Genomic DNA, 15,297 nt, shown 5'->3' with positions numbered 1-15,297 from the left:
ATGGAAGAATGCGGCTTAAAGATTCAAATATTTTTTAACGATTCCCAGGTCCTTGTCTCCGCGGCCGGAGAGATTGACCAGGACGTCCCCCCCCTGCGGCAGTTCCTCCGCATGGTCCAGCACCCAGGCCACGGCATGGGAGGATTCCAGCGCAGGAATGATTCCTTCCTCTCTGGTGAGCGTCCGGAAAGCGTTTAAAGCAGAGGCGTCGCAAATCACACCGTAATGGACACGGCCCGTTTCCGCCAGATAGGCATGTTCCGGGCCTACCCCGGGATAGTCCAGCCCGGCGGAAATGGAATGGGACGGCTGTATTTGCCCGTTCTCATCCTGTAACAGCATGGTCACATGACCGTGCAGCACGCCGGGGCTGCCCAGATTGATGGGGGCGGAGTTATAACAGCCGGGCTCACCGGTGCCTCCCGCCTCAACCCCTACCAGACGGACGCCTTCATCCTCCACAAAGGGGTGAAGCATGCCGATGGCATTGGAGCCGCCGCCCACGCATGCCACCACCACATCCGGCAGCCTGCCTGCACGCTCCAGCATCTGGGCGCGGGCCTCCCGCCCAATGACGGATTGAAGCTGCCTGACCAATGTGGGGAACGGATGGGGGCCCGCCGCCGTACCGAAACAATACAGAGTATCCGCCTGATGGGAAATCCAGTAGCGGAGAGCCTCGTTAATGGCATCCTTCAACGTGCGGGAACCGCTCTCAATCGGAAAAACCGTCGCTCCCAGCAATTTCATGCGCATAACGTTCATGGACTGGCGTTCTACATCCTCTGCGCCCATAAAGATGGTGCAGTCCATTTTAAGCCGGGCGGCCGCCGTAGCCGTAGCCACGCCGTGCTGCCCCGCCCCGGTTTCCGCAATAAGATGCGTTTTCCCCATCATTTTGGCCAGAAGGGCCTGGCCGAGGGCGTTATTGATTTTGTGGGCTCCGGTGTGCAGCAGGTCCTCCCGTTTCAGCCACAGGCGGAAGCCCAGTTTTTCCGAAAGGTGGGGACAGAACGTGAGGGGAGTTTCACGGCCCGCGTAATTGACCAGCAGATCCTGAAGCGCATCCCGGTACTCGCTGGACGGCATGATGGAGTCCATGGCTTCCTCCAGCTCCATGAGCGGGGGGCGCAGCGCTTCCGGTACGAAGCGGCCGCCGAAATTGCCGAAATATCCTTCTTTCTTCATGCGATGTGGTAAGGAGTGTAAGGGGTGAGTGGTTTGAGGGCCGCCAGCAGTTTTTGCGGGCTTTTCTGGCCGGGGATGGCTTCCACGCCGGAGTTCAGGTCTATGCCGTCCGGAGAGCATTGTTCCAGAGCCCTGTTCAGTGAGGCGGAGGAAAGGCCGCCCGCCAGGAACCAGGGCCGGGGGGAACTCAGAGACGCCAGGGAGGTCCAGTCAAGGGAAACGCCGTGGCCGCCGCCCTGGCTGCCGGCATCCAGCAGAAACCAGGCGCAGCTGTCCGCCCATAGCTCCATTTCCCTTTGCAGGGCATCTACGGATTCATACCGGTCCGGCCACAATACGCGGATCACTTTTTCCGGACCGATGCGGCGCGCGCAGTCCAGAGAATGGGCGCCATGAAGCTGGGCGAATTCCAGACGGGCCGTTTTCATGATATCCATGATTTCCTCCGCGTTCTGGTTCACGAAAACGCCCACGCGGCGGATCAGGGCGGAGTCCAGGGCCGCCGCGCGCGACGGCGCAATATAACGCGGACTTCCGGGATGAAAGATGAAGCCGCAGAAATGGGCCCCCATCCCCATGGCGGTTGATAAATCGCTCTGGCGGGTAATTCCGCACACCTTGATTGCAAATGAATGCTTCTTCATATCGTTTCTTCTAAAATTGCCGCCAGTTTTTCACCCGGCCTTCCTCCGTCCATCAGGGCTGTTCCCATCAGTACGGCCTGAAACCCCGCTTCCGCGGCTTCCCTGAGATGAGCCCCTGCGCTCATGGCGCTGGCGGCGATCCACACCTCCCCCTCACGGCGGAATTTCGCCATGTCCAGGCAGGCCTGCCTGTCCGTTTTCAATGTGTCCAGGTCACGGGCGTTTACCTGGATGATGCGCGCGCCGGAGTCCCTGGCAATTTCCAGATCCGCAGCGTCGAACACTTCCACAACGGCGTGCATGCCGTAAGCCTCCGCCTGCTCCCTGAGAACACGGAGCGTCCGTGCATCCGGCGTCAGACGGACAATGAGCAGCAAAGCGGAAGCCGGCGTAGAAGCCGTCTCCATCACCTGAAGCTGATGAAAAATGAAATCCTTGCGGAGAAGCGGAAGCCCGGCGCGGCTCATGCGTTCCAAATATCCGATGCGGCCGCCGAAAAACTGTTCTTCCGTCAACACGGAGATGCAGGAGGCGCCTGCCGCAGCGTATTGTTCAGCCACTTCCTCCGGTTTCAGCCCGGTGGCGATGACACCGCGCGACGGAGAGGACTGCTTGAACTCCGCAATGACCGCCACGGGCTGCCCGTCCGGCGGTTCCGCAATGGCTTTCAGGAAATCCGGCCGGCGCCCCTTCCACGGGCGCGGCAGTTCCCGGCGGGAGGCCATGTCCGTGAGCAGGGCTATTTCCTCCGCCTTTGCTTCCCGGAACCGGTCAAGCAGCATGAAGCGTTCTCCTTCCTATGCCGGCGCAGACGGCTTCCCGTGCTTTCGCCATGCAGACGGACAGGTCCATGTGCTCCTCCAGCAGGAACATGGCTACCCCCACATTCAGAATCACCATGTCCATCATGGCACGCGGGCCTTTCCCCGCCAGGATGTTTTTCAGCACGTCCACGGCTTCCGACTTGGAATGAACGGCCAGTTCCTCCGGATTGCAGGGCTGGATGCCGTAATCCAGGGGATCCAGGGACATGGGCGTCAGCCTGCCGTTGTGGATGATCATCATCTTGGTGGGCCCCAGCGGCGTCACCTCGTCATAGCCCCCGGCGCCATATACTACGGCAGCCTTGCGGATGTGGGACTGGCGGAGCGTCTCCGCCAGCAGCTCGACGAGTTCCGGACGGGCCACGCCCAGCAGGATGTGCGTGGGACGCGCCGGGTTGATGAGGGGGCCCAGCAGATTGAACAGGGTGCGGATGCCCAGCTCCCGGCGGATGGGGCCTACATTGCGGAAGGAAGGATGAAAATTAGGCGCGAACAGGAAAGCGAAGTTCCGCTCGTCCAACAGGCGCCGGACATCTTCCGGAGCTACGTCCAGCGGGAATCCCAGGCCTTCCAGAGCGTCCGCAGAACCGCAGGAGGAGGACACGGCGCGGTTGCCGTGCTTCACCACCCTGTATCCCATTCCGGCCAGCGTCAGAGCCGTGGCTGTGGAGCAATTGAAAGAGTTGCGGCCGTCCCCCCCCGTGCCTACCACGTCAATGCAGTCGCCTTCCAAACCTTCCACCCGGTTGGCGCGGCCCAGGGCAATGCCCACGGCGTGGGCCATTTCCAGCGGGGTTTCCCCTTTCATGCGGAGCCCCATCAAAAAGCAGCCCGCCTGGGCCGGAGTCATGCGGCCATCCATGATGTCCGCAAAGCCTGCGGCAGCCATATCCGCCGTCAGGTCCTGTCCGGCGGCCAGGGCGTCCAGAATGCGGCTGATGCGCTTTTCCTTCTGCCCCGAAGGCACGACGTTATCCGGGAAATTGCCCAGAAGCTGAAGCCCGTTCGGCGTCAGGATGGATTCCGGATGAAACTGGATGCCCACCCACGGACGGTCATTGTAGCGCAGGGCCATGACTTCCCCTTCCGGCCCGCGGGAAGTAACGGTAAAGCGGGGATTCGGCTCGTCCTCCTTGGACTGGACCACCAGGGAATGGTAGCGGCCCACGGTCATGGGATTGGGAAGCCCGGAAAACAGCCCAGCGCCGTCATGGATGATGTCGGAACTCTTGCCGTGCATGACATACGGAGCGCGGGAAACCTCCGCCCCGGCGAAGTAGCCCAGAAGCTGGTGCCCCAGGCACACGCCCAGCACGGGAACGGAAGCGGGGAGGCGTTTCAGGAACTCCAGGCACAGCCCGGCGTTGCGCGGATGGCTGGGGCCGGGGGAAATGCACACGGCTTCCAGCTCCGGGCTGGTCGCCAGTTCCAGAATACGAGAATCGTCATTCGCATGCACCACGGGCTTGCGTCCCAGGGCATAAAACGCCTGCACCAGATTCCACGAAAACGAATCGTAATTATCAATGAACAGAAACATGGTCTTCTCCTTTCAAAATAACGTCAATAATCTTACCCTTGTTCATGCATTCCTGCCATTCCGCGGCCGGATCGGAATCATATACGATGCCGGCTCCCGTCTGCCAGTGGATGCGCCCATCCTTCACCCACATGCTGCGGATGGTGATGCCGGAATCCATGTGGACGCCGTTTTTGTCCAATCCCAGCCATCCGATGCATCCGGCGTACGGTCCGCGCGGCAGAGGCTCTTCCTCCGCCAGGATTTCCATGGCGCGCACCTTGGGGGCTCCGCTAACCGTCCCGGCCGGGAAGGCAGCGCCAAGAATGTCCAAGACGTCCAACCCGTCGTTCACCTGGGCGGTCACGCGGGAAGTCATATGCATCACATGGGAAAAACGTTCAATCTCCATCAGGCGTTCCAGTTTCACGGAACCGGGCTTGGCGACACGGCCCAGGTCGTTGCGGCCCAGATCCACCAGCATGACATGTTCCGAACATTCCTTCGGATCTTTCAGGAGATCGGCAGCCAGAGCTGCATCCTCCTCGTCATCCCTGCCGCGCCTGCGCGTTCCGGCAATGGGGGAAAGCTGAAGCTTGCCGTCTGTGCAGCGCACCATCAGTTCCGGAGAAGATCCGAACAGCGTCACCTCCGGCAGGCGCATGAAAAACATGTATGGGGAAGGATTAATGCTGCGCATGCGGCGGTACAGCATGAAAGCGTCTCCGTGGAACTCCGCGGAAGCCTGGGAGGAAAGCACCACCTGGATGGCTTCCCCGTCATGCAGCAGCTCCTTGATATGCTCTACCCCCTTCATGTAGGCTGCCTGGTCCGGTGTGCGGCAAACTTCCCCGACGGAAGGTTCCTCCGCCCCATGGAGCGGGGCATGGGACAAATCCCGGTGTTCACCCAGGCTGAGTTGGGTAAGGCGATTGTACAAATGGTCAAAAACAATCACGGTGCCGGCCAGCACCAGGCAGGACTCTGCGGAAGAAGCCGGAATGGCCTGCGCCAGCCTGGGCTGGAACAGGGCGGCGGTTTCATACCCGAAATAGCCGTACAAAGCCCGCGTAATGGGAGCCTGCCTCATATCGTCCCCCACCAGCTCCAGACGTTGCATCAGAGAGCGCAGTCCATCCAGGTAAGGCATGCCTTCCAGCTCCTTCAGGGAAGCCAGACGGTCGTCTTTGATGGAAAGGGAAAGCCTGGCGTCCACACAGGAAACGGTCATCAGATAATCGCAGGCGATGATGCTGTAGCGCCCCCATCTGCCGTCCACTTCCGCGCTTTCCAGTAGAAGTCCGGGAATTTTGTTCTGAGTCAGGCTCAGAAACAGGCTGATAGGGGTCTCCAGATCGGCGCTCAGGCGGCGGCTGCGCTGTTGGAGAGTGATCATGGATGGTGTTTGCATGGATGATGATGTAAGTTGAAAATAAAAAAACTGCTTTGACTCTCGGAGGAATCAAAGCAGTTCTTGAAAAATGGTCATAGCTGAATGCTATTACTGCACCTCGGGATTCCCCCGTCCGGACATGGGTACGCGCCACCAATAGCCGTTGCCATAATAACGGTTCTTGCTAAAAAAGGGCTGTACAGTGCTGAAATGCATCTGCGCGTTTATTACTCCTCTGCCCCTTCTTTGTCAAAAAAACTTTCCGTCAATGGCGAAAAAACCGTATTGGCTTCTCAATCTGCCCAGAGAAAACACGACGCCTCTCCGGCGCTTCCAAACTTCCAAAGGAACCGCCCGCCCCACTCCCACCGGCGGAACGGAGCTGCCAACTGGCGCAGCACGTTTCTCTTTTCCTTTTTTACGAATCCAGAATTCCCTTTCCAGAAACCGGTTATTGCAAGCCTTGCCATCGGACTCGAGCCTTCTTCACTCCCCCCGGTTTCCGACATATCTCTTCACAAAAAGAAAAGGGAGAAAGAACGTCTTAAACATTCGGGGCTGGACACCATCACTTCTTTTTCCTGTAGAGCTTGTCATGTTTCTGACGATGTTTCCCTTTATAAAGGAAATCCGTCTTTTCGTCCCTGCCCACGGTGCGGTCAATCAAACCGGGGATGTCTTCTTTTGAATATCCGGCTTCCAGAATAAAATTCTCAACCTTGCCGTATTGACCGGGGAATTCGGAAACAAGCAGTTTCATCAAGGCTTTTTCAAGATGCTTGACTTCGTCTCCAAATACTTCATTTCTCGTCTCGATAAAAGAACGGTGGCTTGAACCTTCACGCATCAGTTTGAGGACTTCCTGAACGGGGAGACGTTTGATTCTTTCTATCTCACGCTTCCGGAATTCCTTTTCCTTGTCGGAAAGGGGAGGGACGGGATTTCCCTGGGCATCCCTCTGGTAGGGATTGGGCTCCTGCGCGTTTTTGTACTGTTTCAGGATGCGCGCGTAATAGGGAAGAAACAGGCGCCGGATGATCTGATTTTTAACGGGTTCCTTGATTTTGTTCGTCTTCCGGACCAGGCCGATATATTTTTCCATGAGGAGGCAGGCTTCGGACTTGCGGTGAATATCAGCCCTATCATCGCCCATATCAACATCCGGCTCGATTTCCCGATACGTTTTGTAGGTAAAAAGGGGAGCCGAGGCTACCAGATAATAATTCCATATTTTCTCTTTCAGCTCGGTATCAATGTTATCCCGAGTCGCCAAACTAAAGGTGAGCGTATGTTTCCTGGCCCCGTTATAGAAGGATTTGAGCCGCATGTCCTTCAGCAAACCGGAGAGTTCCCGAATGGTTGCGGACGGCTGTTTGTACTGGTCGATGCACGCCGGGTTCTCCAGGGGAGAATCGGAATAGGCCTGATTGCCCTTCCCGATTACTAGGCAGACGGCACATGCGCATAAAGGAGGTAACAGGGTCATTGTTTTTTAATCCTCATTGCTGTTTCTTTTAAACGTGAACCCGAATTTTTCAACGACCGTTTTTGTCGTACGCTGGTCCAAAGCTTCAATAGAATATTTTTGATTAGTTGTTCCTAAAAAGATGGAATCCTGTTGCTCGCTGCCTTTCCCTCCCTTTCCCCAATGAATATGGAAGTTGCATACAAACCAAAATTGTTGAGGATTATGTTTGGACCGGCGAATCGTTTCAAGAACTTCCTCAATATTGCGATTATCCCCTACCATATCATAAAAATTATTTTTATCCTGAATGGGAGCGGCCATGTTGCAGGTTACATGCTCGGCTGCCAGTTCCGGTTGAGGCCGCGGGGGAGTCCCGTTCTTTCCTTCCCACATGAGTCCTCCATCCCGCTCAATCACCTTGACTCCCTTAAAACTGACGTCAGTAGGAAAAAGCGTCACTTTAATAAATCCCCAGACACCGTGTTCCCCCTTGGATATTTTAAAATCAGCCGTATTGACGAAAAAGCCATCTCCCAAATCCATGTGTCCCTCATATTTTTCCTTCGTTATCTTCTTGGGAATCCTGATATTGACGGTGATTTTAGCTTCTTTGTCTTCACCGGTTTTGGCTGTAATGGTGACACGGGCATCTTTGGTTAAATCCTTTTTGGCAGTCAGGGTAATTTGTTGTGAACCTTTGAATGGATTAGTATCTGTCTGCTGGAAGCCTTCTCCTTTAATATCCCAGGTAATTTCTTCAATATTTCCCTTGGATTTGCCGATTAGAAGCAAGGTGATGTTCTCCCCGATGCCTATATCCTTCCTCTTTCTGTCTTCTTCCTTGTCCTGTTCACTTCTTCCCTTGATATAATAATCCGCAGAGCACAACTCTGTCTGAGATTTAATCTGGAGGGGGCCACAGGCTTCCTCTTCCGTCTCCTTCATGTCATCATCCGGGCCATCCGAAGCCCACAAGGGAACAACTCCGGAAAAAACTGCCAGACAGCAGAATAAAAACCGGAAGGAAGAAAAAGGTAGCTGGCCTATTCTGTCAGTCATTTTGTTATTTTTTATACTAACAAAAATAAAATCTGATACAAATAAAAATATGATTTAAAAAATCATACTTACCCCCTCCCCCCCCTATTAGGAACAGTCTTTCAGAGAGCCTTTGAAAGAAGCGGAAATTAAAAAACCGCTCACCAGTGGACGGTTCCCTTCAGCCAGAAAAAAAAGGGAGTCCGCCAATCTTGCGGACTCCCTCCGTTTTCCGTGAAAGAATCTTTCTGTTTAGAACAGGGTCACGGCTATATTCACGCCGGCGGTGACGATAGCCACCATGCTCATGAGCTTGATCAGGATGTTCAGGGACGGGCCGGACGTATCCTTGAAGGGGTCGCCCACCGTATCGCCGATAACGGCTGCCTTATGGCTTTCCGAGCCTTTGCCGCCCACATGGCCCTGCTCAATATATTTCTTGGCATTGTCCCACGCTCCGCCGGAATTAGCCATGAATACGGCCAACACAAAGCCGGAAGCCAGGCCGCCGGCCAGCAGGCCGAACACGCCGGGAACACCGAAAACGATACCCATGCAGATGGGGGTGATGACCGCCAGTACGGACGGCCAGATCATCTCATGCTGCGCTCCCGCCGTGGAAATTTCCACGCAGCGCACGTAATCCGGTTCTGCCTCTCCGGTCAGGATTCCCTTGATTTCCTTAAACTGGCGGCGCACTTCCTTAACCATTTTTTCCGCGGCGCGGCCGACGGCATTCATGGTCAGCCCGCAAAACATGAAGGACATCATGGCCCCCACGAAGAGCCCCATGAGCACCTTCGGGTTCATCAGGGTTACCTGGAAATAGCCCATGAAATCAGACAGGGAAGCAGTGGAGATTTTGGAAACCTCCACACTCACGGCATCATTAATTTTGTAAATGGTATTGCCCGTGGCCTCACTCCAGTGAAGGATGGAAATCTTCAATTCTTCAATATAGGAGGCCAGAAGCGCCAATGCCGTCAGAGCGGCGGAACCGATGGCAAATCCCTTGCCCGTGGCGGCGGTCGTGTTGCCCAGGGCATCCAGGGCATCCGTGCGGCGGCGCACTTCCGGGTCCAGCTTGCTCATCTCCGCATTACCCCCGGCGTTGTCGGAAATGGGGCCGTAAGCGTCCGTCGCCAATGTCAGGCCCAGCGTGGAAAGCATGCCGACGGCGGCAATGCCGATGCCATACAGCCCCTTGCTCATTTCCGCCCCGGTGAAATGCCAGTCTCCGGAAGCCAGGCCGTAAGCCAGCACAGTGCCAACGACGACAGTAATTACGGGAATGCAGGTGGAAATCATGCCGATGCCGATGCCGGAAATAATGACGGTGGCCGGCCCCGTCTTCGCGCTGTGGGCGATTTTACGGCAGGGATAGGAATCATGGGAAGTGTAATGCTCCGTGCTCTTGCCGATGACGATGCCCACCGCCAGGCCGGTGACGATGGCCCCCCAGATGCCGGCCCAGTTATCCAGGCCGATGAGCTGGAGCAGGAATGCGGAAGCAATGGCAATCAGAAAGGAACTCAAGTTGATGCCGCGGTTCAGGGCTGCCATCAGCTCCGTTTGGGAAGCGCCGCGCTTCACGCGCACCGCGTACACGCCCAACAGGGAAAGAATGGTGCCGAGGGCGGCGATCAGCATGGGCGTAAGGACGGCCTTGATCGCCATTTCAGGAACGGCCATGTAAGCTGCCGCACCCAAAGCGGCGGAAGCAAGAATGGAACCGCAGTAAGATTCGTAAAGGTCCGCCCCCATGCCGGCCACATCCCCCACGTTATCGCCCACGTTATCCGCAATGGTGGCTGGGTTGCGGGGGTCGTCCTCCGGAATGCCGGCCTCCACCTTCCCCACCAGGTCGGCCCCTACATCCGCCGCCTTGGTAAAAATGCCGCCGCCCACACGGGCAAACAGCGCCTGGAGGGAAGCCCCCATGCCGAACGTCAGCATGGTGGTAGTAATGACGACCAGGCGCATGGAAAGCTCCATGTCCCCGTAAAACCAATCCAGAACCCAGTACCAGGCACCGATATCAAGCATGGCAAGGCCCACGACGGTCAGGCCTAGCACGGCGCCCGAGCGGAAAGCTATTTGCAGCCCGGCATCCAGGGAATGGCGGCAGGCATTCGCCACGCGGCCGGAAGCATACGTAGCCGTCTTCATTCCGATGTAGCCGGCCAGACCGGAGAAAAAGCCGCCTGAAATGAAAGCGAAGGGAACCCAGGGGTTCTGAATGTGGAGGCAGTAGGCCAGAAAAGCGAAGACAACAGTAATGAGCACAAAGAAAATGGCGACAATCTTATACTGCTGCCGCAGGTAGGCCATGGCGCCGCTGCGGACATGCCGGGCGATCATTTTCATGACCTCGTTCCCCTCATCCTGCGCTTTCATGCGGTAAAAAAAGATGCCCGCAAAAATGAGGGCCAGCACGGAAGCCGATGGGATGAGCCAAAATAAATCCTGGATGGTTATCATTGTCAGTACACTTTAAATTAAAGTAGTAAAAACATAACACCAGCTCTACTTTACTCCAAGAAAAAACCTGTGTCCGGAACAGGAAATGCCCCTTCCAGCAGAAAGACCAGCACCACGGGAAAAACAGCGCCTATCTATCCGCATCTGCGTCAATCAGAGAGAGCTCCTCCGGCGTAAACGGCGCACTATCCAGTGCTTTCAGGCAATCCCTGATTTGCGAGGGGCGGCTGGCTCCAATCAGGGCCGTGGTCACTACGGGATCTTTCAGCACCCAGGCCAGAGCCATCTGGGCAAGGCTCTGGCCCCGGCTCCGGGCCAGGGCGGCCAGGCGGCGAATTTTATCCCCATGCTGAAGAACCCGCTCCTTTGTTAAAAAGACGGAGGAACCCGCCGCGCGGGAATCTTCGGGAATGCCTTCCAGATAACGGTCCGTCAACATCCCCTGGGCCAGGGGAGAGAAAGCGGCGCACCCGGTACCCGTTTCCCGAACAGCCTGAAAAACGGATTTCTCCGGTTCCCGATTAAACATATTGTACCGGATCTGATGCACCAGGCACGGAACGCCGGCCTCCCCAAGCATGGAGCACATCTGCCTGGCCTGTTCCGCCGGGAACTTGGAAATACCGGCATACAGGGCCTTTCCGGAGCGAACCGCCGTAACAAGGGCTCCCGCCGTTTCTTCAAGGGGAGTTTCCGGATCATGCCGGTGCGCGTAGAAAATATCCACATAATCCAGCTTCATGCGGGAAAGGGACTGGTCCAGGCTGGCAAGCATGTGTTTGCGGGATCCCCAATCCCCATACGGGCCGGGCCACATCAGATGCCCCGCCTTGGTTGCAATAACAAGTTCATCACGGAAACGGGACAAATCCTGCATGAAAATACGGCCAAAGCATTCTTCCGCCGAACCGGGAGGAGGTCCGTAATTATTCGCCAGGTCAAAATACGTGATACCGGCATCAAACGCGCCGTGAATAAGCCGACGGGCGTTCTCAAAATCATCCGCAGCGCCAAAATTATGCCAAAGCCCCAAGGAAACGGGAGGAAGCAGCAGCCCGCTGCGCCCGCAGCGGCGGTAGGCTGCGTGGCTATAGCGGCCGGGATCTGGAAGATAATTCATCGGAAAGAAAAAAGGGGGGGGAATTACCGTGGCTGAGACGGACGCCCATGCCGTACGCCGGAACGCCATGCTTCCGTACGGTATTTGGAAGCCAGCAGTTCCTCCACGCGGGCATTCATGCCGGGGAACAATTCCGCGTCCACGCACAGGGAATGCTTTTCCGCCAGGCGGGCGGCCAGCAATTCATCCCATCCGGAAGGGAGAAGACAATTCTGGATGCTCCCCTGGTGAAGAACGCCTCCGCGGACTCTTCTCTGGCCGCCGCCAGCCAGTTTTTCCCCGCCGGGAAGGACAAGATCACTCGTTACGGGGCTGGAAAAACAGGCCCGCCCTCCGTCCGGGGCATCCCCGTCCAGCATCACGCACTCCACGTCGCAATCCCTCAGGACGCGGGCCAGCGCCCCATGAATCCAACGGTACAAAACCGCGCTGGAAGGACGCTCTTTTTCTCCCTTGCGGTGCATGGCCAGCGTAAAGGGAATATCCTGCCGATGGTCTACAATCCCCCCCCCTGTCCAGCGGCGGACAAAATGAAGCTCCTCACCCGGGAAAATGGCGCGCGCCGTGGCCTCCTCATCAAAATAACCGTAAGTCACGGTCGGTTCCGCCCAGCGGTACGCCCTCAGCACAGGCTTCCTGCCCCATTCCAGCAGAGCTTCGTCCACGGCCATGGCTTCCTCCCCGCTTCTGGCGACAGGATCGCGCCACAGCACTAATTCCGGCAGAGGGGATAAATTGCCGACGATATTTGTGAAACCCAACATATGGCAACTACAGAACAATTAATGGCAGGAACGCTCCAGGCAAAAAGCAACAGCGGACGTTCCGCCCTCCCCGGTTTCCCGGATACAGGCCTAACGGTTCATCGGCAATGCAATCCTCTGGGTGAAAGACCGGGTATAACGTTCGAAAAATTCTTCAGGAGAAGGAGCGGGACGCTTTTTCTGCCGGATCTGGTCCACAAGAGCCATGCCTTCATCCGTCACCACCGTCATGGAAATTGTCACGGCAGTAACGCGGCCGGATTTCAAATCATCAATATTCACGCTGCTGCCTATGATGTCCAGGCGATTGCCATACACATCCATCTGGGTGCAGGAGCCGAGACGGTTGGCGCCCGTAGTCATGACCGGAACCAGCACGGATGCTCTTTGCGAGGCATCCTTGTCCGATTTGTTGCTGCCGGAATTGCCGATCTTCTTCTGGTAATCCACTTCAAAAATCAGCGTCATTTCCACAATATTCTCCACCAGGAAGTTGGAAGGGACGGTTTCATCCTGCTGGTACCGTGCATAAGCGGACCATAGATCCTGCTGGCCCAGAAGGTTACGCACGGTATCCTCCGCGCTGATTAAGTTGCGGTACAGGGAATAAACGGGAAAACCGTCAGACTCCGCCGTAGCGTCCTGGTCCAGAATCTGGTCACGGTAAAGAAGCTTGTACCCCACGCAATTCACATCGCCGATGATGCGGTCATTCCTCATGTCCATACTGGACTTGGCCGGATTGCGGTCCGTAGCCGTGGTAAAGAAAACCAATTGGGAGGCATTCGTGATTTTGGCGCCTTCCGGCCCCATGGTCATCAGGTTCACGCGGGCTTCATTCAGGGAGGAGGAGCGGCCCTTTTTCCTGGAAACCTTGGTCTTTCCCGCACGGGAAACCAAATCGCTGTCCCGCTGCACCAGCATCCACTCAAAGGGATTCCCGGAACGGAACTGCATGCTTTCAAAATCCTTGGTCATGGTATCCATGGCCGTGCGGGCAAGCGTCGTGGTCCGCACATCCTGCAGCACCCATCTCCAGATATCCACCCCGCGGGAAGTCAGGGCCACAATTACCAGAACCAGCACGGTAGTGATGGTCATGGCTGCCAGGAGCTCAATCAGGGTGAACGCGCCGGATTTGATTTTGGCAAATGTCTTCATGTTTTTTCAGAGGTCTTCAGATAATGCCCGCTAACGGCGGAAAGCGAGATTGCGCGTAAACACGGGAGTCTTTAAATTTTCCCACGTCAGATGTTGTAAACGCTCGGGGTCCGTATTCAACAGCTGGAAGAACTCCGCCTGGTACAGGACTTCCGCCCCCCACGGCAAATTCAGGCCGCCGCCTTTCTCCGGCGTATAAACATACAGGGAAGGTTCCTTAATCACCTTGCCGCGGTTGTAAGGATTATAAATCGTCCCGTACTTGGGAGCCAGCTTGTACCCGTAGGAGCTTGAATCCATGCGCTCCACTACCAGCTGGGTCATGCGCACGGCGAAGACGGGACCGACAAGGGCCTTGAAATCATCCCAACGCTCTTTGTTGTTCGCCAGGCAGACCCCTGTCACCACCGCAGTATTTTTGCCGGGAATGCTTCCGCCATCCTCCAGCCAGGGCTGGGGAGTTCCGTCTTTGCGGGCCCCCTTGGTCAAATCCGCCCTGTAATTGTAAACAAGAATGGTCGTAGCGGGCCTGGACGTGAACTGCATCCAGTAAAACGCCTTGTCAAAAGCGGAAACATATCTGGAGGAGGAAGACTTTCTGGCGTTGGACGCGGCACGCTCGGAATTGCGGAGTTCTCCAAGTTCCGCCGTCAGGGCGTGGACGATGCGGTCCGCTTCACGAATAGTCAGGGCGGACTGAACCGTCCTTCTGGCAGGAATAAACATGGCCATGAACACTACAATCAGCACGGCCACCACGCCGATCGCAAGCACCACTTCCGTCAGGGTGAACCCCTTGGCACGAGACTGTTTCATACACTTGGTCAACATAAAATGGGAAATCCGGTATTATATCACAGAAACTAATTGGGAATCACCTGCTCCGTCGTCCTCAGACGGCTGATATTGCCTTTGGGATAAATCACAATGCCGCCTGCCAGGCCCGGTTTGCCGTCCACCATCGGGGTCGGCCTCTCCTCCTTGCCGTTTCCGGCGGAACCGGCAACCACCACCAGGCGGGTGGGGGCGTTCGGCTGGGACATGCGGCCTTCCTCGTCAAATTCAATGAAGTAAATATCCGTCATTCTGTTGCCGGGAAGGTTGACGGTATCCTGCCCGTCACGGCTGGCAAAACCGCGGGCCGTGGATTTCTCGCCTCTGGCTTTCTTCGAGCCTTCCAGAAGGGTGCTGTAGGCCGGACTGACGTAAAAACCGGCGGGGAGAGTCTGCAAACGGTTCACCAGATGCCATTTCCCGGTGCGGGTATTTTTGGACATCACGCCCAAAGTGCGCATATTGCGGGCTTCGTCATCGGGAGTGCTCACAATAATCAGGCGGCTCCACGTTCCTTTGCCCATGGCATCCAGCCGCGCCTCCTGCACCATGCCGTCCACCATTTCAACGGCGGCCTGAAGCCCCTGCCCCCTGCCCCCGCCCCTCAACATGCTGGCGGCCAAGGCCATCATGGCAACCATAATGGTGATAACGACAATCAATTCCACCAGGGTAAACCCCTTGCTCCCCGGCGAGGAACAGCGCGGAGCCATTCCGGAATGCTTGGAAAAATATCTCATACAGATGATGCAGGATTGAACAACGATTTTTGGCATGCTACCCGTTTCAGACGGACACGGCAATCATTTTTTGAGGAACTGGAATGCCTGATATGTTCCTGGCCAAATAAAACTCATTGCCAT

Annotated in this window: 13 protein-coding genes; all 13 read right to left on the bottom strand. The window is 56.4% G+C overall.

All coding sequences use genetic code 11. The annotated features are described in order from the left end of the window. Positions 1 to 15 precede the first annotated feature (15 nt). Positions 16 to 1,188, bottom strand: a complete 1,173-nt coding sequence (trpB, locus tag AMUC_RS08210) for a tryptophan synthase subunit beta (RefSeq protein WP_012420571.1) — start codon at positions 1,186 to 1,188, stop codon at positions 16 to 18. After that, on the bottom strand, positions 1,185 to 1,832 hold the full coding sequence (locus AMUC_RS08205) for a phosphoribosylanthranilate isomerase (RefSeq protein ID WP_012420570.1): 648 nt from the start codon (positions 1,830 to 1,832) through the stop codon (positions 1,185 to 1,187). Before AMUC_RS08205 ends, trpB begins: the two co-directional genes overlap by 4 nt. Continuing rightward, entirely contained in the window at positions 1,829 to 2,614 is a 786-nt protein-coding gene (locus AMUC_RS08200; RefSeq protein WP_012420569.1) for an indole-3-glycerol phosphate synthase TrpC, read from the bottom strand. Before AMUC_RS08200 ends, AMUC_RS08205 begins: the two co-directional genes overlap by 4 nt. After that, positions 2,604 to 4,196, bottom strand: coding sequence for an anthranilate phosphoribosyltransferase (gene trpD / locus AMUC_RS08195; RefSeq protein ID WP_012420568.1), 1,593 nt, complete (start codon positions 4,194 to 4,196; stop codon positions 2,604 to 2,606). The genes AMUC_RS08200 and trpD overlap by 11 nt, the downstream gene beginning before the upstream one ends. Beyond that, complete coding sequence (locus AMUC_RS08190) at positions 4,180 to 5,571, bottom strand: anthranilate synthase component I family protein (protein ID WP_012420567.1); 1,392 nt, start codon at positions 5,569 to 5,571, stop codon at positions 4,180 to 4,182. The genes trpD and AMUC_RS08190 overlap by 17 nt, the downstream gene beginning before the upstream one ends. Positions 5,572 to 6,136: 565 nt before the next feature. Beyond that, a complete protein-coding gene (locus tag AMUC_RS08180; protein WP_012420566.1) occupies positions 6,137 to 7,054 on the bottom strand; it encodes a hypothetical protein in 918 nt (305 codons plus the stop codon). A gap of 6 nt (positions 7,055 to 7,060) precedes the next feature. After that, positions 7,061 to 7,981 carry a hypothetical protein gene (locus AMUC_RS08175; RefSeq protein WP_012420565.1) on the bottom strand — a complete coding sequence of 307 codons (921 nt, stop codon included), beginning with the start codon at positions 7,979 to 7,981 and terminating at the stop codon, positions 7,061 to 7,063. Between the two features lie 345 nt (positions 7,982 to 8,326). Continuing rightward, complete coding sequence (locus AMUC_RS08170; RefSeq protein WP_012420564.1) at positions 8,327 to 10,555, bottom strand: sodium-translocating pyrophosphatase; 2,229 nt, start codon at positions 10,553 to 10,555, stop codon at positions 8,327 to 8,329. Between the two features lie 130 nt (positions 10,556 to 10,685). Further along, complete coding sequence (locus AMUC_RS08165; protein ID WP_012420563.1) at positions 10,686 to 11,675, bottom strand: aldo/keto reductase; 990 nt, start codon at positions 11,673 to 11,675, stop codon at positions 10,686 to 10,688. 23 nt (positions 11,676 to 11,698) lie between these two features. Then, positions 11,699 to 12,439, bottom strand: coding sequence for a lipoyl protein ligase domain-containing protein (locus tag AMUC_RS08160; RefSeq protein WP_012420562.1), 741 nt, complete (start codon positions 12,437 to 12,439; stop codon positions 11,699 to 11,701). Between the two features lie 90 nt (positions 12,440 to 12,529). Then, the gene (locus tag AMUC_RS08155; protein WP_012420561.1) at positions 12,530 to 13,600 is read right to left on the bottom strand and encodes a PulJ/GspJ family protein; all 1,071 of its coding nucleotides are present in this window, start codon (positions 13,598 to 13,600) and stop codon (positions 12,530 to 12,532) included. A gap of 30 nt (positions 13,601 to 13,630) precedes the next feature. After that, entirely contained in the window at positions 13,631 to 14,416 is a 786-nt protein-coding gene (locus tag AMUC_RS08150) for a type IV pilus modification PilV family protein (protein ID WP_042448138.1), read from the bottom strand. A gap of 47 nt (positions 14,417 to 14,463) precedes the next feature. Continuing rightward, a complete protein-coding gene (locus tag AMUC_RS12085; RefSeq protein ID WP_157738268.1) occupies positions 14,464 to 15,174 on the bottom strand; it encodes a prepilin-type N-terminal cleavage/methylation domain-containing protein in 711 nt (236 codons plus the stop codon). Between the last annotated feature and the right edge of the window lie 123 nt (positions 15,175 to 15,297).

It is taken from the genome of Akkermansia muciniphila ATCC BAA-835 (genome assembly GCF_000020225.1).
In the GTDB taxonomy this organism is placed as follows: Bacteria; Verrucomicrobiota; Verrucomicrobiia; order Verrucomicrobiales; family Akkermansiaceae; genus Akkermansia; species Akkermansia muciniphila.
This window is presented reverse-complemented; position numbering and strand designations above follow the sequence as displayed.